Below are 16,807 nucleotides of genomic sequence, written 5' to 3' on the forward strand. Positions count from 1 at the left end.
ACTACCCCGCCGCTCCGCGGCGGATACCTCCCACCCACCCACCCGTTCACCCCGCGACGTCCTGCGGGGGTAGGGGCGGGTGGGCGGGGGCGACCTGCGCCGTCCCGCGCGGGTAGGGGGTGGGTGGGCAGGGTGGCCCGCTACGTCCCACGGGAGTAGGGGCGGTGGGCGGGGGTGGCCCGCTACGTCCTGCGGGAGGCCGGTGGGCGGGGATCGGGGGCTTGGCCTGCGAGTCCTGCGGGAGCTACCGGGGACGGGGGGGGCTTGGCCTGCGGCGTCCTGCGGGTGCTGTAGCGGACGGGGATCGGGGGCTTGGCCTGCGATGCCCACGGGAGCTGCCGGGGAGGGGGCGACTTGACCTGCGGCGTCCTGCGGGAGCTGCCGGGGACGGGGGGGGTTTGACCTGCGGCGTCCTGCGGGAGCTGCCGCAGCCCGGGGGGGGCTTCGCCTGTGCCGTCCGGTGAGAGCTGCGGCGGACCGGGAACGGGCTTGGCCTGCGACGCTCGGGGAGAGGCGCGGTGGGCCGGGGAGTGGGCTTGGCTCGTGCCGTCCGGTGAGAGCTGCAGTGGACGGGGGCGGGCTTGGCCTGCGATGTCCAGTGAGAGGTGCGGTGGGCGGGGTGAGCGGGGCGACCCGTCCAGCGAGAGCTGCAGTGGACAGTTGGACGGTGTGTTTGACTCCGGACCTTCGGTGGGACCAGAGGAGGCGGCAGCGTGGCGTTCGACTCACGGGGTGACGTCCTTGGCTTCGCCTTGGGTGCGCTGCTGTGCCGTTCGGCGAGGCGCCGACCGGGAGCCAAGCAGCCCCCACCTCGCCGCAGCCGCGAGCGCGGGCCCGGAGGAGCGGCACGGGCCCCCACCGGGCCGCAGCCGCAAGCGCTCCCGAGGGGACGTGGGGGTATGTGCGAACGGAGCACCGAGCACACCATGGCGTCTTTGTCCGTGCAGCGTGGCGCAGGGATGGCGAGTACGCACATACCCCCGCGGCCCCGCGCCACAGACGAAGCAAAGGCGCAGACCCCGACCCACGACGAGCCGCACGCGCAAACCACAGCCCACGACAACCGGCAGGCCAGACCCCACCCCGCGACGCCCCGCAGGCGCAGCCCCCAGCCCACAGCGCCCCGCCCGAGAACCCCCGCCCAAGGCGCCCCCGCCAGACAACGCGTACACAAGCCACATGAGCCATACAAGCCATACAAGCCACACGAGCCACAAGAGCGACACGAGAGGCTGAAGAAATCGTGCAGGACACCTCTGAACTCATCGCGCGGGCCCAGGCCTGGCTGGCCGAGGACCCGGACCCCGAGACCCGCGAGGAGCTCGGCAAGCTCATCGACGCCCAGGACGTCGACGAGCTGACCGCACGCTTCGCCGGCACCCTCCAGTTCGGCACCGCCGGCCTCCGCGGCGAACTCGGCGCGGGCCCCATGCGGATGAACCGCTCCGTGGTGATCCGCGCCGCCGCCGGCCTCGCCGCGTATCTGAAGGCCAAGGGAGAGACCGACGGCCTCGTCGTCATCGGCTACGACGCCCGCCACAAGTCCGCCGACTTCGCCCGCGACACCGCCGCCGTGATGACCGGCGCCGGCCTCCGCGCCGCCGTCCTCCCCCGCCCCCTCCCCACCCCCGTCCTCGCCTTCGCCATAAGGCACCTCGGCGCGGTGGCGGGCGTAGAGGTGACGGCCAGCCACAACCCCCCGCGCGACAACGGCTACAAGGTGTACCTCGGCGACGGCTCCCAGATCGTGCCGCCCGCCGACGCGGAGATCGCCGCGGAGATCGACGCGATCGCGTCGCTCCACGACGTGCCCCGCCCGGAGACCGGCTGGGAGACCCTCGACGACGCCGTCCTGGACGCCTACCTGGCCCGCACGGACGCCGTCCTCTCCCCCGACTCCCCCCGCACCGCCCGCGTCGTCTACACGGCGATGCACGGCGTCGGCAAGGACACCCTCCTCGCCGCCTTCGCCCGCGCCGGCTTCCCCGCTCCCACGCTCGTCGCCGAGCAGGCCGAGCCGGACCCGGACTTCCCCACGGTCGCGTTCCCGAATCCGGAGGAGCCGGGCGCGATGGACCTGGCCTTCGCGACGGCGGCCCGCACCACCCCGGCCCCCGATCTGATCATCGCCAACGACCCGGACGCGGACCGCTGCGCGGCGGCGGTCAAGGACGGTTCCGGCAGCACGGGCTGGCGGATGCTGCGCGGTGACGAGGTGGGCGCGCTCCTCGCCGCGCACCTGGTCGAGCGCGGAGCACGGGGCACGTTCGCCGAGTCGATCGTCTCCTCGTCCCTGCTCGGCCGGATCGCCGAGAAGGCGGGCCTCGCGTACGAGGAGACCCTGACCGGTTTCAAGTGGATCGCCCGCGTCGACGGCCTGCGCTACGGCTACGAGGAGGCGCTCGGCTACTGCGTCGACCCCGAGGGCGTACGCGACAAGGACGGCATCACGGCGGCGCTGCTCCTCACCGAGCTGGCCTCCGAGCTCAAGGAGCAGAACCGCACGTTCCTGGACCTCCTCGACGACCTGGCGCTGGAGCACGGCCTGCACGCCACCGACCAGCTGTCGGTCCGCGTGGAGGACCTGTCCCTGATCGCGGACGCGATGCACCGTCTGCGCGAGCAGCCGCCGACGGAGCTCGCGGGCCTGCCCGTGACGAAGGCGGAGGACCTGACGCGGGGCACGGACACGCTGCCGCCCACGGACGGCCTGCGCTACACCCTCGACGGCGCCCGCGTCATCGTCCGTCCGAGCGGCACGGAGCCGAAGCTGAAGTGCTACCTGGAGGTGGTGGTCCCGGTGTCGTCCAGGACGGACCTCCCCGCGGCCCGCACCCGGGCGACGGACACCCTCGCCGCGATCAAGCGGGACCTCGCGGCGGCAGCGGGCATCTGACGCACTCCGCGGGCTCGGACGCGGGCGCGGACGCGGGCCGGCACCGCCAGGAGCCGGCCGGACCACCCGTCCGAGTGGTTCCGCCGACGCAACTGCCGCAGTGACCCGGTGCGCTGCCGGTCCCCCAGGAAGGGAGGACCGGTAGCGCACTTTCACGTTCCGGGAGCCGCCGCAGTGCCGTACGGATTCTCCGAGCCCTCGACCGCCGTCCCGTCCCGCGTTCCCGCGTCCAGGAGCCCGCAGGGCGCGCCGCCCGCGCCCCGGGGGCCCATGGCGCACACCGTCCACGCCCTGCGCCACGCCGCGCCCGCGCTCGCCGCCTACGCGGCCGTACGCGGGTTCGGGCTGCTCGTGTTCACCCTGTGGGCGCACCGCGACGGCCGCGGGGTGCGGCATCTGCTCATGGCGTCCTGGGACTGCGACTGGTATCTGCGGATCGCGAGCGACGGGTACGCCCACGAGCTCGGCACCCGCGTCGACGGGAACAACCTCGCCTTCTTCCCGCTGTATCCGTCGCTCATCAGGGCGGGCGACACGCTGCTCCCCTGGCTGCCGCGCGGCGGGGTGGGCCTGTCGGTCTCGGTGGCAGCCTCGCTGCTCGCGGCGTGGGGGATCTTCGCGGTGGGCGACCGGCTGTACGGCCGCAGGGCCGGTGTCGTCCTGGCGGTCCTGTGGGGCAGCCTGCCGGTCGCCCTCGTGCAGTGGATGGGTTACACGGAGTCCCTGTTCACGGCGCTCTGCGCGTGGTCGCTGTACGCGGTGCTCAGCGGCCGCTGGCTGTGGGCGGGCTCCCTGGCGGCCCTCGCGGGGCTCACCCGCCCCACAGGGGTGGCGCTCGCTGCGGCGGTATCGGTGACAGCACTGCTCACCCTGCGTCGGTCCTGCACCGTCCGCCCCCTCCTGGCCGTCGTCATCGCCCCGCTCGGCTGGCTCTCGTACGTCGGCTGGGTGGGGCTGCGCCTGGGCCGCTGGGACGGCTACTTCGCCGTACAGAGGCTGTGGCGCAACGAGTGGGACGGCGGCGTCGCGACGCTGCGGCGGATGCGGGACCTGTTCCTGGCCGAGCGTCCCGCGCTGTTCGTGGCGATGGTGACGGCGGTCCTGCTGGGCTCGGTGGTGCTCTTCGTCCTGTCGGCGGGCGACCGGCAGCCGCTGCCCCTGCTGGTCTTCAGCGGCCTGCTGCTCCTGATCGTGCTCGGCAGCAGCGGCGTCTACTTCCCGCGGGCCCGCTTCCTGCTGCCCGGCTTCCCGCTGCTGCTGCCGGTCGCCGTGGCGCTGGCGCGCGCGAGGACGCACGTACTCGTGACGCTGCTGACCGCGGCGGCGCTCACGTCAGCCGTGTTCGGCGGCCACATGCTCCTGGGCTGGCACGGCCCTCCGTAGACGCGGCCCTCCACGGACGTGCCCCTCCGTAGAGGCGGCCCTCACGTCACCGCGAGCAGCACCGCCAGCAGCACGGCCCCCGCCGCGCACGGCGCGACGATCTCGTACGCCCAGCGCACCCCGGGCTCGCCCTGCGCGGTCTCCGCGTCGGCGCGCTGCTCGGCGAGTTCGCGGAGCTCGTCCATGGACTGGTCGCCCGAGGCGCGGGAGGGCGGTGCGTGGGGGTCGAGGAAGGGGCGGCCGCCCGTGGGGTCGCCCGACGCGGCGGCCTGCGACTGCCTGCGTGCCGCCTTCTTGCGGCCGCGCAGCGAGACGGGGATCGCCCAGAGCTGGAACTTGGCTCCGTCGTTGGTGAGGACCTCGTTCGAGTAGCCGGAGCGGAGCGTCGCGACGGTCGCCCAGGGCAGCGTGACGGTCCTGAAGGGGTTGCGGACGCGGAGCCGGTCGTCGTTGGCGTACACGGCGGGCCGCACGGTGAACGCGACGACGAGCGGCACCGCGAAGAGCAGTCCGGCGAGCGCGAGCCACGGGGTGCGGCCCTCGCCGCGCACCACCGCGTCGATGCCGAGCCAGGCCCCCAGGGCGAGCAGCAGGACACCACCGGCGATCCCGGCGGGGGACCGGAAGGTGCGGTCCTTGTACGCGGGCTCCGCCACGGGCTCCGGGGACTCGCTCATACCCTGATGCTTCTGAGGGTCGCTCATACCCTGATTCTGCCTGAAGCCCGGGCGGAGCCCCGGGGCACCACCCCCTGTACAGCAGCTACGCGCGTAGATATGCTCCCCTCGTGACCATGCCCACTGCATTCGCTGACGTGACCGCGTCCGAGAGCACGCTCCGCCGCTTCCTGCACGGACTGCCCGGCGTCGACGCGGTCGGCCTGGAGGCGCGTGCCGCCTCGCTCGGTACCCGTTCGATCAAGACCACGGCGAAGGCGTACGCCATCGACCTGGCCATCTCGATGATCGACCTGACGACGCTGGAGGGCGCCGACACCCCGGGCAAGGTCCGGGCGCTCGGCGCGAAGGCCGTCAACCCCGACCCCACGGACCGTGGCACGCCGCGCACCGCGGCCGTCTGCGTCTATCCGGACATGGTCGCCACCGCCAAGGAGGCCGTCGCGGGCAGCGGCGTGAAGGTCGCGTCCGTCGCGACCGCCTTCCCCGCGGGCCGCGCCGCCATCGAGGTGAAGCTCGGCGACGTGCGCGAGGCGGTCGCGGCCGGCGCCGACGAGATCGACATGGTCATCGACCGGGGAGCCTTCCTCGCCGGGGACTACATGACGGTGTTCGAGCAGATCCGCGCCGTGAAGGAGGCCTGCGGCACCGCCCGCCTGAAGGTCATCTTCGAGACCGGTGAGCTCTCGACGTACGACAACATCAAGCGCGCCAGCTGGATCGGCATGATCGCGGGCGCCGACTTCATCAAGACGTCGACCGGCAAGGTCGGTGTCAACGCCACCCCCTCGAACACCCTCCTGATGCTGGAGGCCGTCCGCGACTTCCGCGCGCAGACCGGGGTGCAGATCGGCGTGAAGCCCGCGGGCGGCATCCGCTCGACCAAGGACGCGGTGAAGTTCCTCGTCCTGGTGAACGAGACGGCGGGCCCGGACTGGCTGGACAACCACTGGTTCCGCTTCGGCGCCTCGTCGCTCCTCAACGACCTGCTGATGCAGCGCCAGAAGCTGGCCACCGGCCGCTACTCCGGCCCTGACTACGTGACGGTGGACTGACCCATGACCTCCACTCCTTTCGAGTACGCACCCGCGCCGGAGTCCCGCTCCGTCGTCGACATCGCCCCGTCGTACGGCCTGTTCATCGACGGCGAGTTCACCGAGGCCGCCGACGGCAAGGTCTTCAAGACCGTCTCGCCGTCCACCGAAGAGGTCCTCTCCGAAGTCGCGCAGGCCTCCTCCGAAGACGTCGACCGCGCGGTGCAGGCCGCCCGCAGGGCCTTCGAGAAGTGGTCGGCGCTGCCGGGCGCCGAGCGCGCCAAGTACCTGTTCCGCATCGCCCGGATCATCCAGGAGCGCAGCCGCGAGCTGGCCGTCCTGGAGACCCTGGACAACGGAAAGCCGATCAAGGAGACCCGCGACGCGGACCTCCCGCTGGTCGCCGCGCACTTCTTCTACTACGCGGGCTGGGCCGACAAGCTCGACCACGCCGGGTTCGGCGCGAACCCGCGGCCGCTCGGCGTCGCGGGCCAGGTCATCCCGTGGAACTTCCCGCTCCTGATGCTGGCCTGGAAGATCGCCCCGGCGCTCGCGACCGGCAACACGGTCGTCCTGAAGCCCGCCGAGACGACCCCGCTGTCCGCGCTGTTCTTCGCGGACATCTGCCGCCAGGCGGGCCTCCCCAAGGGCGTCGTCAACATCCTCCCCGGGTACGGCGACGCGGGCGCGGCCCTGACCGCCCACCCCGATGTGAACAAGGTGGCCTTCACCGGCTCCACCGCCGTCGGCAAGGCGATCGCCCGCCAGGTCGCGGGCACCGACAAGAAGGTCACCCTGGAGCTGGGCGGCAAGGGCGCGAACATCGTCTTCGACGACGCCCCCATCGACCAGGCCGTCGAGGGCATCGTCACCGGCATCTTCTTCAACCAGGGCCAGGTCTGCTGCGCCGGTTCGCGCCTCCTCGTGCAGGAGTCGATCCAGGAGGAACTGCTCGACTCGCTCAAGCGCCGCCTGTCGACGCTGCGCCTCGGCGACCCGCTCGACAAGAACACCGACATCGGCGCGATCAACTCCGCCGAGCAGCTGGCCCGCATCACCGCGCTCGCCGAGACCGGCGAGGCGGAGGGCGCCGAGCGCTGGTCTCCGGCGTGCGAGCTGCCCACGTCCGGCTACTGGTTCGCGCCGACCCTCTTCACGAACGTGACGCAGGCGCACACCATCGCCCGCGACGAGATCTTCGGCCCGGTCCTGTCCGTGCTCAGCTTCCGCACGCCGGACGAGGCCGTCGCCAAGGCCAACAACACGCAGTACGGGCTCTCCGCCGGCATCTGGACGGAGAAGGGCTCCCGCATCCTCGCGGTCGCGAACAAGCTCCGGGCGGGCGTCGTCTGGGCCAACACTTTCAACAAGTTCGACCCGACCTCGCCGTTCGGCGGCTACAAGGAGTCGGGCCACGGCCGCGAGGGCGGCCGGCACGGGCTGGAGGCGTACCTCGATGTCTGACGCACGACTTGGCGTCTTCAAGACCTACAAGCTGTACGTGGGGGGCAAGTTCCCCCGCAGTGAGAGCGGCCGGGTGTACGAGGTGACCGACTCGAAGAACACGTGGCTGGCCAACGCGCCGCTGTCGTCCCGCAAGGACGCCCGTGACGCCGTGGTGGCCGCCCGCAAGGCGCAGGGCGGCTGGGCCGGCGCGACCGCGTACAACCGCGGCCAGGTCCTCTACCGCGTCGCCGAGATGCTGGAGGGCCGCCGCGACCAGTTCGCGCGCGAGGTCGCCGACGCCGAGGGGATCTCCAAGGCGAAGGCCGCCGCCCAGGTCGACGCGGCGATCGACCGCTGGGTCTGGTACGCGGGCTGGACCGACAAGATCGCCCAGGTCGTGGGCGGCGCCAACCCGGTCGCGGGCCCGTTCTTCAACCTGTCGACGCCGGAGCCGACCGGCGTGGTCGCGGTCCTCGCGCCCCAGGAGTCGTCGCTCCTCGGCCTGGTCTCGGTGATCGCCCCGGTGATCGCGACGGGCAACACGGCCGTCGTCGTCGCCGCCGAGAAGTCCCCGCTCCCCGCCCTCTCCCTGGGCGAGGTCCTCGCGACCTCGGACGTCCCGGGCGGTGTGGTCAACATCCTCACCGGGAAGACCGCCGAGATCGCGGCCCCGCTCGCCGCCCACCAGGACGTCAACGCGATCGACCTGACGGGCGCCGGCGCGGAGCTCGCCCGCGAGCTGGAGGTCGCGGCCGCGGACAACCTCAAGCGCGTCCTGCGTCCACAGCCTGTGGACACGGACTGGACCGCCGACCCCGGCACGCACCGCCTGACGGCGTTCCTGGAGACCAAGACGGTCTGGCACCCGACGGGTTCGCTCGGCGCGTCCGGCTCGGCCTACTAGCCACCTCCGGCCACTTCCGCACGACCGAAGCCCCGGCCTCCGCCGTCCAGGAGGCCGGGGCTTCGTCGCGTTCAGGGTGCGAGGCCGAGCCTGACCGCGATGCCGTCCAGGACGCAGTCGAGGCCCGTCTCGAACTGCCAGGCCGCGTCGTCCTTGCGTCCCGCCGCCAGCGCGTAGCGCCGGTAGGCCGGGTAGCGGCCGGTCCCCATCAGGTACGTCATCTGCGGCGCGAGCCCCCGGCGCGCGTCGTCGCCGCCGGCCCAGCCGTTCTCCTCCATGTACTGGCGCAGCGCCACCTCCGACTGGCTGACGCCGTGCACATAGGCGCCGACGGTCCGGAAGGCCGCCATGGCCGTGTCGGCGTCGACACTGTGCCGCTCCAGCGCGGCGAGCTGCCGCTCCGCCATCGCCATGCGGTGGGGCGTCAGGGCGAAGTGGGGCGTGGGCAGCTGGGCGAGCCAGGGGTGGTTCAGCATCAGCAGCCGGCTCGCGACGGCGTACGCGCGAAGCACCTCGCGCCAGCCGGTCACCTCCGCGGGCACGACGATCTCGGCCGTCACCCGGTCGACCATCAGCGCCCACAGGTCGTCCTTGCCGGAGACATGGCGGTACGCGGCCATGGGCGCGACGCCCAGCTCGGTGGCGAGGCGGCGCATGGTGACGGCGGCGAAGCCCTCGGCATCGGCGACTTCCACGGCGACTTCCGCGATCTTCCGGGGCGTCAACGCGGCACGCTGCGTGGCCGCCGGCCGTTCCATGCGCTCCCAGAGGGAGACCTCGGGTTCGCTTTTCTTCTGTGTGGCCATGCGTACACCGTATCCCCAGTAGACGCTGTACACATCGATGTGTACGTTGTACGCACAGGATACGCCGTACACATTCCGCCGTCCGCCACCTCTCCCAGGGACACCCCATGACCGCGAACACGACCGCGAACACCTCGGCCCCGGCCCCGCTCCGCGTCGCCGTCCTCGTCGGCAGCACCCGCGAGGGCCGCTTCGCCCCCGTCGTCACCCGATGGATCAAGGGCCATCTCGACCAGCGCGCCGACATGACCGTCGACGTCGTCGACCTGGCCGAGACCCCGCTCCCCACGGTCCTCCCGGCCTTCGGGCAGCCGCCCGCACCCGGCACCACGGAGGCCCTCGCGCCGGTCTCCCCGACCCTCGCGGCGGCCGACGCCTTCGTCTTCATCACGCCGGAGTACAACCACAGCTATCCCGCGTCCCTGAAGAACGCCATCGACTGGCACAACAAGGAGTGGCACGCCAAGCCGATCGGCTTCGTCTCCTACGGGGCCATCTCCGGCGGCCTGCGCGCGGTCGAGCACCTGCGCGTCGTGATGGCCGAGCTGAACGCGACGACCATCCGCAACACGGTCAGCCTGCACAACGCGTGGGGTCTGTTCGACGACGAGCAGCGCATGACGGAGCCCGCGAGCGACGCCGCCGTCAAGGTCATGCTCGACCAGCTCGCCTGGTGGGCGCTGGCCCTCCGCGACGCCAGGACCGCCCGCCCGTACGCCGCCTGACGCCACGTCGAGAACCCTCGGGGGGAAGCCATGAACCAGCGCACGACCCAGGGCGCGGAACCCGCCCCGGCGCCCGCCACGGAACAGCCGGGCGCCCCTGAACTCCCGTCCCGCCTCGCGATCCTCGGGCTCCTGCTCGGCATCATCCTGGCGACGCTCGACGGCACCATCGTCGGCACCGCGCTCCCGACGATCGTCGGCGACCTCGGCGGCCTCGGCCACTTCTCCTGGGTGGTGACGGCCTATCTGCTCACCACCGCCGTCTCCACCCCGATCTGGGGCAAGGTCGGCGACCTGTACGGCCGCAAGGGCAGCTATCTGACCTCGATCGCGGTCTTCCTCGTCGGCTCCGTGCTCTGCGGACTCGCGCAGAACATGGAGCAGTTGATCGCTTTCCGCGCCCTCCAGGGGCTCGGCGCGGGCGGCCTCTTCGTGGGCGCGCTCTCTCTCCTCGGCACGCTGCTCCCGCCCGCGCAGGCCGGACGCTCGCAGTCGATGATCGGCGTGATGCTGCCGGTCGCGATGATCGGCGGCCCGCTGCTCGGCGGCTTCCTCACCGACCAGCTGGACTGGCGCTGGGTCTTCTACGTCAACGTGCCCGTCGGCGTCGCCGCGCTGCTGCTCGTCGGTGTCCTCGTCAAGCTGCGCGGCGAGCGCGGCGCGGCCCGGATCGACTACGCGGGCACCGCTCTCCTGACGGCCGGCATCCTGGCGCTGACGCTGCTCGGGACGTGGGGCGGATCGACGTACGACTGGCTCTCCCCGCAGACCGCCGGTCTCGCGCTGCTCGCGGCGGCCGCGCTCGCCGCCTTCGTACGGGTGGAGCGGCGCGCCCCCGAACCCATCGTCCCGCCCCGCCTGTTCCGCGACCGCAACTTCACCCTCGCCCAGCTGCTCACCTTCCTCGCGGGCGCGGCGATGCTGGGCGCGGCCAGTTACCTGCCGCAGTACATGCAGTTCGTGCGCGGCATGTCGTCGACGGAGAGCGGCCTCCTGCTGCTGCCGCTGATGCTGGGGATGATGGGCGCGCAGCTGTACATCGGCCGGGCGGTGGGGGACGGCGGCGGGTACCGGGCGTATCCGATCGTGGGCGGCGCCGTCGCCGCGGTGGGCGCGCTGACCCTCCTGGCGGTCGGCGTGGACACGGCCACGGCGGTGTCGTCCGCGCTGACGTTCGTCCTCGGCGCGGGCCTCGGCTGCCTGCTGCAGCCGTCGCTGCTGATCACCATGAACAGCGCGGAGCTCCGCGACATGGGGGCGGCGAGCGGCACGAACGCGCTGCTGCGCACCATCGGCGGCTCCCTGGGCGTCGCGGTGCTCGGCTCGGTCTTCACCGGCCGCCTGACCGACACCCTCACGGACCGGCTCGGCCCGGACGGCGAACGCCTCGCGGGCGGCCACGAACTGACCCCCGCGGTCCTGAACGGCCTCCCCGAGCCGGCGCGGGACGCCTTCCGGGCCGGCGTCACCGACGGGCTGCACGGCGTCATGATCGGCACGGCCGCGCTCTGTGCGGCCGCCTTCGCGGCCGCCTGGCTGATCCGCGAGGTGCCGCTGCGCTCCCGGCCCGCCGATCAGCCCGCTAGCGGGGCAGCAGTGGGCCCACCACCGGGAGTTCGCCCAGGGAGGCGCCGCTGGCCAGCGGGCCCGTGGCGATCGCGGTACTGACCGGCTTGAAGTCGGCGACCTGCGTGCCGAGCGTATTGCTGAGCGGGTCGACGCTCGTGTTGGCCAGCGGGTCGAGCTGGAGGTCCCTGACCGGGGTGAGCCCGCCCTTCGCCGAGTGCTCCAGCGCGGTCGCGAGGCCCTTCACCGGGCTGGTCGCGTCGATGTCACCGAGCGGCGCGGCACCTGCGGCCCCCGTGCCGCCGACACCGAGGGCGGCTCCCGCGGCGGTGACGGTGAGGCCGACGCGCAGCAGTGCGCGTGAGCGGGCCCGGGAGGACTTGTTCACTGAGTGTCGTGCCATGGGTAGCGCCCACATCCGTAGGGTTGAGTAATCAGGCGAGCACGTAGCGTAGTTGAGTGGCGGCGTGCGTACCAAAGGCCGACTCGCCGGACGGGCTCCGCAACCTCCCGTCCGGTTGATAATGACTCCCGACCACGCTGACGAGCCGTGTCGGGAGATGCGGTCCACACCAGGTGCAAAGGTTCACAGAATTGGGCTCCCATCCCCCGATACCGACCCGCGTCGTGCTGCTGACGGGCCCCTCCGGCTCGGGGAAGTCGTCGTTCGCCGCCCGCTCCGGGCTGCCCGTCCTGTGCCTCGACGACTTCTACAAGGAAGCCGGCGACCCGACGCTCCCGCAGGTGCCGGGGAGCGCGGACATCGACTGGGACTCCCCGGCCTCCTGGGACGCGGACGTGGCGGTCGCCGCCATCGAGGAGCTGTGCCGCACGGGGCACACGAAGGTTCCGGTGTACGACATCGCCACCAGCTCGCGCGTCGGCCAGGAAGTGCTGGACATCGCGCGCACGCCGCTCTTCATCGCGGAGGGCATCTTCGCGGCGGACATCGTGGCGCGGTGCCGGGAGCTCGACGTGCTCGCCGACGCGATCTGTCTGCGGGGCCGGCCCTCGACCACCTTCCGGCGGCGGCTGCTGCGGGACCTGCGGGAGGGCCGCAAGTCGGTGCCGTTCCTGCTGCGGCGGGGGTGGCGGCTGATGCGCGCCGAGCGCGCCATCGTGACCCGGCAGGCCGCGCTGGGGGCGCACCCCTGCGGGAAGGACGAGGCGCTGGGCCGGGTCGCGGCCGCCGCGGCGGGCCGCTGCGTGCAGGCGCGGGCCGAGGCCTCGTAACCGGCCGGGGCGCCGGGAGCTGCGGCAGGCAAGGGGCCGGGAAGCAGTCGGGCGAGCGACCGTAAAAGCAGAAGGACCGGAAAAGCAGAAGGACCGGAAAGACCCCCCGGCCTTCCGGTCCCCTACTTGATCCCCCCGTGTTTCCCCGTGCTTTCCCCCGTGCTCCCGCCGCGTCCCCCCGGAGCGGCGGCCCCCGTACTTCCCCCCGTGGAGCCCGTGTGCGGCTGACGCCGCGGGCTCCGATCCTCAGGCGACCAACTCGCCGAAGGACTCCTCCTGGTCACGGCCGAAGCTGAGGACCTCGTCCTCGCGCAGCCGGCGGAGCGACCGCCAGATGCTGGACTTCACCGTGCCCACGCTGATGTCGAGGATGTCCGCGATCTCGGGGTCCGTACGGCCCTCGTAGTAGCGGAGCACGAGCATCGTCCGCTGCAGTTCGGGGAGGCGGGCCAGAGCCTGCCAGAGAACCGCGCGCAGCTCCGTGCCGCGCATCGCGTCCGTGTCGCCCACCGTCTCCGGCAGCTCCTCGGTCGGGTACTCGTTCAGCTTGCGGCGGCGCCACGCGCTGATGTGCAGATTGGTCATGGTGCGGCGGAGGTAGCCCCCGACCGCGGCCTTGTCGCTGATCCTGTCCCACGCCCGGTACGTCGAGAAGAGGGCGCTCTGCAGCAGGTCCTCGGCCTCGAAGCGGTCGCCGGTCAGGTGGTAGGCGGTCGCGTACAGGGAGGCGCGGCGCTCCTGGACGTAGGCGGTGAACTCCGCCTCCGACAGGGACTTCCGCTCCCCCGTGCCCTCCCCGTACGCGGCTCCCCCGTGAGCCCCGTGTCCCCCCTGGCAGCCGTCAACCACCGTCATGTACGCGGCGTGCTGACGTCCGGCGCCGCGAGCGCACCCCCGCCCGCTCACGGCACCGGACTTCTCAGATCCCCGCCCGACGTCGTGAAGACGCGTGACAACTGCGCTTGAGCTGGTGCTGTGCAGCGTATTCATCTCGCGCCCCCCGTCGGTGGAGTCCGGCTTCTTGCGTGTGACCAGAACTCTGCCGGACCCACTTCATGACGGTGTCCGCCGACTGTCACAGGCCTGTCACAGGGCCCGGGGACGTCTTCCACCTGTGAAGGTCACGTGTGGGTGCGGCGTTCCGGCCGCTCATTGGGGGCCCGGGGAGGCTCCAGCAGTCGTACTGGGGCCGTGACATGGGACAGAATGACGTCCGTGCCTTCCCTGTTGCTGATCGAGGACGACGACGCCATCCGGACGGCCCTGGAGCTTTCGCTGACGCGCCAGGGGCACCGGGTGGCCACTGCTGCCACCGGCGAGGACGGCCTGAAACTGCTCGGTGAGCAGCGGCCCGACCTGATCGTGCTGGATGTGATGCTGCCGGGCATCGACGGGTTCGAGGTGTGCCGTCGCATCCGGCGCACCGACCAGCTGCCGATCATCCTGCTGACCGCGCGCAACGACGACATCGACGTGGTCGTGGGCCTGGAGTCCGGCGCCGACGACTATGTGGTCAAGCCCGTGCAGGGGCGGGTCCTGGACGCGCGGATCCGCGCGGTGCTGCGGCGCGGCGAGCGGGAGGCCAACGACGCGGCGACGTTCGGTTCGCTCGTCATCGACCGGGCCGCGATGACCGTGACGAAGAACGGCGAGGATCTGCAGCTCACGCCGACCGAGCTGCGGCTGCTCCTGGAGCTGAGCCGCAGGCCCGGCCAGGCCCTGTCGCGGCAGCAGCTGCTGCGTCTGGTGTGGGAGCACGACTACCTCGGCGACTCGCGGCTCGTCGACGCGTGCGTGCAGCGGCTGCGCGCCAAGGTCGAGGACGTACCGTCGTCGCCGACCCTGATCCGTACGGTGCGCGGCGTCGGTTACCGGCTGGACACCCCTCAGTGACCAAAGCGCAGGACAAGCTCCGCGGCCTGCCCGCGGCGCGCAGGGCGGTACTGGCGGGGCTGCGCTTCACCAGTCTGCGGCTCAGGCTCGTCGTGGTGTTCGGTCTGGTGGCGCTCACCGCCGCCGTCACCGCGTCCGGCATCGCGTACTGGCTCAACCGCGAGGCCGTGCTCACGCGCGCGCAGGACGCGGCGCTCAAGGACTTCCGGCAGCAGATGCAGAACCGCGCGGGCGCGCTGCCCGCCGACGCCTCGCCGGACGAACTGCAGGCGGCCGCCGAGCAGATGGCGAACAGCAGCCAGCGTTACAGCGTGCTCCTGGTCGGCGAGAAGAAGGGCGGCGGCCAGATCGTCGGCTACTCCGACCTGGACGCGTTCACGCTCGCCAGGGTGCCGGAGTCGCTGCAGAAGGCCGTGACCGAGAAGCAGCCGCTCACCTCCGGCAACAAGAGCCCCTACCACCTGTACTGGCAGCGGACCGTCAACCACGGCACCCCGTACCTGGTGGGCGGCGCCACGGTGATCGGCGGCGGTCCGACCGGTTACATGCTCAAGTCGCTGGAGCCGGAGGCGAAGGACCTCAGTTCGCTGGGCTGGTCCCTCGCCATCGCCACGGGACTCGCGCTGATCGGCTCCGCGCTGCTCGCGCAGGCCGCGGCGACGACCGTGCTGAAGCCCGTGCACCGCCTCGGCGTCGCAGCGCGGCGGCTCGGCGAGGGCAAGCTGGACACGCGACTGCGGGTGTCCGGCACCGACGAACTCGCCGACCTTTCCCGTACGTTCAACAAGACCGCGGAGAACCTGGAGAAGAAGGTCGCCGACATGAGCGCCCGCGAGGAGGCGTCCCGGCGCTTCGTCGCCGACATGTCGCACGAGCTGCGCACCCCGCTGACCGCGATCACGGCCGTCACGGAGGTCCTGGAGGAGGAGCTCGACGCGGAGACCGGTTCCGTCGACCCGATGATCGAGCCGGCCGTCCGGCTCGTGGTGAGCGAGACCCGCCGCCTGAACGACCTCGTGGAGAACCTCATGGAGGTCACCCGCTTCGACGCGGGCACCGCGCGCCTCGTCCTGGACGACGTCGACATCGCCGACCAGATCACCGCGTGCATCGACGCGCGCGCCTGGCTGGACGCGGTCGAGCTCGATGCCGAGCGCGGCATCACCGTCCGCCTCGACCCGCGCCGCCTCGACGTGATCCTGGCGAACCTCATCGGCAACGCCCTCAAGCACGGCGGCTCCCCGGTGGAGGTGTCGGTGCGCCTGGCGGACGCGAAGCTCGTCATCTCCGTACGCGACCACGGCCCCGGCATCCCCGAGGACGTCCTGCCGCACGTCTTCGACCGGTTCTACAAGGCGAGCGCGTCCCGGCCGCGGTCCGAGGGCAGCGGCCTCGGCCTCTCCATCGCCCTGGAGAACGCGCACATCCACGGCGGTGAGATCACGGCGGCCAACTGCCCGGAGGGCGGCGCGGTCTTCACGCTGTGGCTGCCGCAGCACGACGATCCCGACGAGGACGGCGAGGACGACGCCGACGACACCGCCGGCACCGAGGACACCGGGGACGCCGAGCGCGCCGAAGGGGGCCAGGCATGAACGGGCGCCGGATGCGGTCCTTCGCCGCGGCGGCGGGGCTGACCGCCGTGCTCGCCGGGTGCGGGATCAGGTCGACCGAGGTGCCGACCGACTACGGCGCCGCGCCGTCGCGGGTGCCGTGCGTGATGTCGGGCTCCGGCATCGCCTCGCGGTCGGGCAGCGGCGTGCCGGTGGAGGTCTTCCTGGTGTGCGCGGCCCAGCTGGTGAACGTCGACCGCACGCTGCAGCTCCGCACGGACAAGGCGACCACCGACCGGGTCCGTATCGCCCAGGCGCTCCTCGACGAGCTGGCGACGCCGCCCTCGGAGCCGGAGAAGCAGGCGGGCTTCGCCACCGACGTACGCGGCGGCACCACCGTTTCCGGGCCGCGCGCGGGCGACCCGGAGGAGGCGCTGCGCCTGAGCTCCCGTCCGGAGGACCTGTCCGCGTTCGCGCTGGCCCAGATCGTGTGCACGCTGGCGGGCAACGCGGCGTCGGGCGATCACGCGGTGGTCATGGGCGGCCCCGGAAACAGTCCCCTGCGGAGCTACGAGTGCACCGCGGAGGTCCGGTCCCGGCCCGGCACGGTGGCGCCGCCCGTGAAGCCCATCGAGTAGCCACGCGTAGCCACGCGTAGCCGTCGCGTACCCGTCGGCGGGTACGCGGAACC

15 protein-coding genes are annotated in these 16,807 nt (G+C 72.4%); 11 read left to right on the forward strand and 4 right to left on the reverse strand.

All coding sequences use genetic code 11. From position 1 onward, the window contains the following. The first annotated feature begins 1,243 nt into the window (after positions 1–1,243). Together AB0H82_RS16325 and AB0H82_RS16330 are read left to right on the forward strand one after the other, a co-directional pair. Positions 1,244–2,896: a phospho-sugar mutase gene (locus tag AB0H82_RS16325; RefSeq protein ID WP_362993131.1), complete on the forward strand. Its 1,653-nt coding sequence runs from the start codon at positions 1,244–1,246 to the stop codon at positions 2,894–2,896. Positions 2,897–3,166: 270 nt separating this feature from the next. After that, entirely contained in the window at positions 3,167–4,279 is a 1,113-nt protein-coding gene (locus AB0H82_RS16330; RefSeq protein WP_362993424.1) for a hypothetical protein, read from the forward strand. A gap of 41 nt (positions 4,280–4,320) precedes the next feature. Here AB0H82_RS16330 and AB0H82_RS16335 read toward each other — a convergent pair whose 3' ends face one another. Continuing rightward, complete coding sequence (locus tag AB0H82_RS16335) at positions 4,321–4,956, reverse strand: PH domain-containing protein (RefSeq protein ID WP_362993133.1); 636 nt, start codon at positions 4,954–4,956, stop codon at positions 4,321–4,323. 116 nt (positions 4,957–5,072) lie between these two features. Here AB0H82_RS16335 and deoC point away from each other — a divergent pair, with 116 nt between their 5' ends. The 3 genes from deoC to AB0H82_RS16350 are packed head-to-tail and all read left to right on the forward strand — an operon-like array spanning position 5,073 to position 8,340. After that, the gene (gene deoC, locus AB0H82_RS16340; RefSeq protein WP_362993135.1) at positions 5,073–6,011 is read left to right on the forward strand and encodes a deoxyribose-phosphate aldolase; all 939 of its coding nucleotides are present in this window, start codon (positions 5,073–5,075) and stop codon (positions 6,009–6,011) included. 3 nt (positions 6,012–6,014) lie between these two features. Next, positions 6,015–7,454: an aldehyde dehydrogenase family protein gene (locus tag AB0H82_RS16345; protein WP_362993137.1), complete on the forward strand. Its 1,440-nt coding sequence runs from the start codon at positions 6,015–6,017 to the stop codon at positions 7,452–7,454. Then, the gene (locus tag AB0H82_RS16350) at positions 7,447–8,340 is read left to right on the forward strand and encodes an aldehyde dehydrogenase family protein (RefSeq protein ID WP_362993139.1); all 894 of its coding nucleotides are present in this window, start codon (positions 7,447–7,449) and stop codon (positions 8,338–8,340) included. Before AB0H82_RS16345 ends, AB0H82_RS16350 begins: the two co-directional genes overlap by 8 nt. 71 nt (positions 8,341–8,411) lie before the next feature. Here the strand turns inward: AB0H82_RS16350 and AB0H82_RS16355 are convergent, their stop codons facing one another. After that, on the reverse strand, positions 8,412–9,146 hold the full coding sequence (locus tag AB0H82_RS16355; RefSeq protein ID WP_362993141.1) for a TetR/AcrR family transcriptional regulator: 735 nt from the start codon (positions 9,144–9,146) through the stop codon (positions 8,412–8,414). Between the two features lie 107 nt (positions 9,147–9,253). Between AB0H82_RS16355 and AB0H82_RS16360 the strand changes: the two genes are divergently transcribed. Next, positions 9,254–9,871 carry an NAD(P)H-dependent oxidoreductase gene (locus AB0H82_RS16360; RefSeq protein WP_362993143.1) on the forward strand — a complete coding sequence of 206 codons (618 nt, stop codon included), beginning with the start codon at positions 9,254–9,256 and terminating at the stop codon, positions 9,869–9,871. A gap of 30 nt (positions 9,872–9,901) precedes the next feature. Beyond that, positions 9,902–11,539, forward strand: coding sequence for an MDR family MFS transporter (locus AB0H82_RS16365; protein ID WP_362993144.1), 1,638 nt, complete (start codon positions 9,902–9,904; stop codon positions 11,537–11,539). Here the strand turns inward: AB0H82_RS16365 and AB0H82_RS16370 are convergent. Next, entirely contained in the window at positions 11,454–11,840 is a 387-nt protein-coding gene (locus tag AB0H82_RS16370) for a hypothetical protein (RefSeq protein ID WP_362993146.1), read from the reverse strand. The two genes, AB0H82_RS16365 and AB0H82_RS16370, sit on opposite strands and share 86 nt — an antisense overlap. A 191-nt stretch (positions 11,841–12,031) precedes the next feature. On the opposite strand from AB0H82_RS16370, the gene AB0H82_RS16375 reads away from it, so the two are divergent. Then, a complete protein-coding gene (locus AB0H82_RS16375; RefSeq protein ID WP_362993148.1) occupies positions 12,032–12,670 on the forward strand; it encodes an ATP-binding protein in 639 nt (212 codons plus the stop codon). Between the two features lie 246 nt (positions 12,671–12,916). Here the strand turns inward: AB0H82_RS16375 and AB0H82_RS16380 are convergent, their stop codons facing one another. Continuing rightward, positions 12,917–13,660, reverse strand: a complete 744-nt coding sequence (locus AB0H82_RS16380; protein ID WP_362993150.1) for a SigE family RNA polymerase sigma factor — start codon at positions 13,658–13,660, stop codon at positions 12,917–12,919. A gap of 225 nt (positions 13,661–13,885) precedes the next feature. Here AB0H82_RS16380 and afsQ1 point away from each other — a divergent pair, with 225 nt between their 5' ends. Genes afsQ1 through AB0H82_RS16395 form a run of 3 tightly spaced genes read left to right on the forward strand, consistent with a single transcriptional unit; the run spans position 13,886 to position 16,754 of the window. Then, positions 13,886–14,563 carry a two-component system response regulator AfsQ1 gene (gene afsQ1, locus AB0H82_RS16385; RefSeq protein WP_033264947.1) on the forward strand — a complete coding sequence of 226 codons (678 nt, stop codon included), beginning with the start codon at positions 13,886–13,888 and terminating at the stop codon, positions 14,561–14,563. Continuing rightward, the gene (locus AB0H82_RS16390) at positions 14,560–16,158 is read left to right on the forward strand and encodes a HAMP domain-containing sensor histidine kinase (RefSeq protein ID WP_362993153.1); all 1,599 of its coding nucleotides are present in this window, start codon (positions 14,560–14,562) and stop codon (positions 16,156–16,158) included. The genes afsQ1 and AB0H82_RS16390 overlap by 4 nt, the downstream gene beginning before the upstream one ends. Further along, positions 16,155–16,754, forward strand: a complete 600-nt coding sequence (locus AB0H82_RS16395; protein ID WP_362993155.1) for a hypothetical protein — start codon at positions 16,155–16,157, stop codon at positions 16,752–16,754. The genes AB0H82_RS16390 and AB0H82_RS16395 overlap by 4 nt, the downstream gene beginning before the upstream one ends. Positions 16,755–16,807 lie beyond the last annotated feature (53 nt).

This window comes from Streptomyces sp. NPDC050732, assembly GCF_040654255.1.
GTDB lineage: Bacteria > Actinomycetota > Actinomycetes > Streptomycetales > Streptomycetaceae > Streptomyces.

What these genes read in the sequence shown, in the direction of transcription:
- AB0H82_RS16345 (WP_362993137.1), top strand. Translation starts at nt 6,015, where the DNA reads ATGACCTCCACTCCTTTCGAGTACGCACCCGCGCCGGAGTCCCGCTCC.
- AB0H82_RS16360 (WP_362993143.1), top strand. Translation starts at nt 9,254, where the DNA reads ATGACCGCGAACACGACCGCGAACACCTCGGCCCCGGCCCCGCTCCGC.
- AB0H82_RS16350 (WP_362993139.1), top strand. Translation starts at nt 7,447, where the DNA reads ATGTCTGACGCACGACTTGGCGTCTTCAAGACCTACAAGCTGTACGTG.
- AB0H82_RS16370 (WP_362993146.1), bottom strand. Translation starts at nt 11,840, where the DNA reads ATGGCACGACACTCAGTGAACAAGTCCTCCCGGGCCCGCTCACGCGCA.
- AB0H82_RS16355 (WP_362993141.1), bottom strand. Translation starts at nt 9,146, where the DNA reads ATGGCCACACAGAAGAAAAGCGAACCCGAGGTCTCCCTCTGGGAGCGC.
- AB0H82_RS16335 (WP_362993133.1), bottom strand. Translation starts at nt 4,956, where the DNA reads ATGAGCGAGTCCCCGGAGCCCGTGGCGGAGCCCGCGTACAAGGACCGC.
- deoC (WP_362993135.1), top strand. Translation starts at nt 5,073, where the DNA reads ATGCCCACTGCATTCGCTGACGTGACCGCGTCCGAGAGCACGCTCCGC.
- AB0H82_RS16395 (WP_362993155.1), top strand. Translation starts at nt 16,155, where the DNA reads ATGAACGGGCGCCGGATGCGGTCCTTCGCCGCGGCGGCGGGGCTGACC.
- AB0H82_RS16380 (WP_362993150.1), bottom strand. Translation starts at nt 13,660, where the DNA reads ATGAATACGCTGCACAGCACCAGCTCAAGCGCAGTTGTCACGCGTCTT.
- AB0H82_RS16365 (WP_362993144.1), top strand. Translation starts at nt 9,902, where the DNA reads ATGAACCAGCGCACGACCCAGGGCGCGGAACCCGCCCCGGCGCCCGCC.
- AB0H82_RS16330 (WP_362993424.1), top strand. Translation starts at nt 3,167, where the DNA reads ATGGCGCACACCGTCCACGCCCTGCGCCACGCCGCGCCCGCGCTCGCC.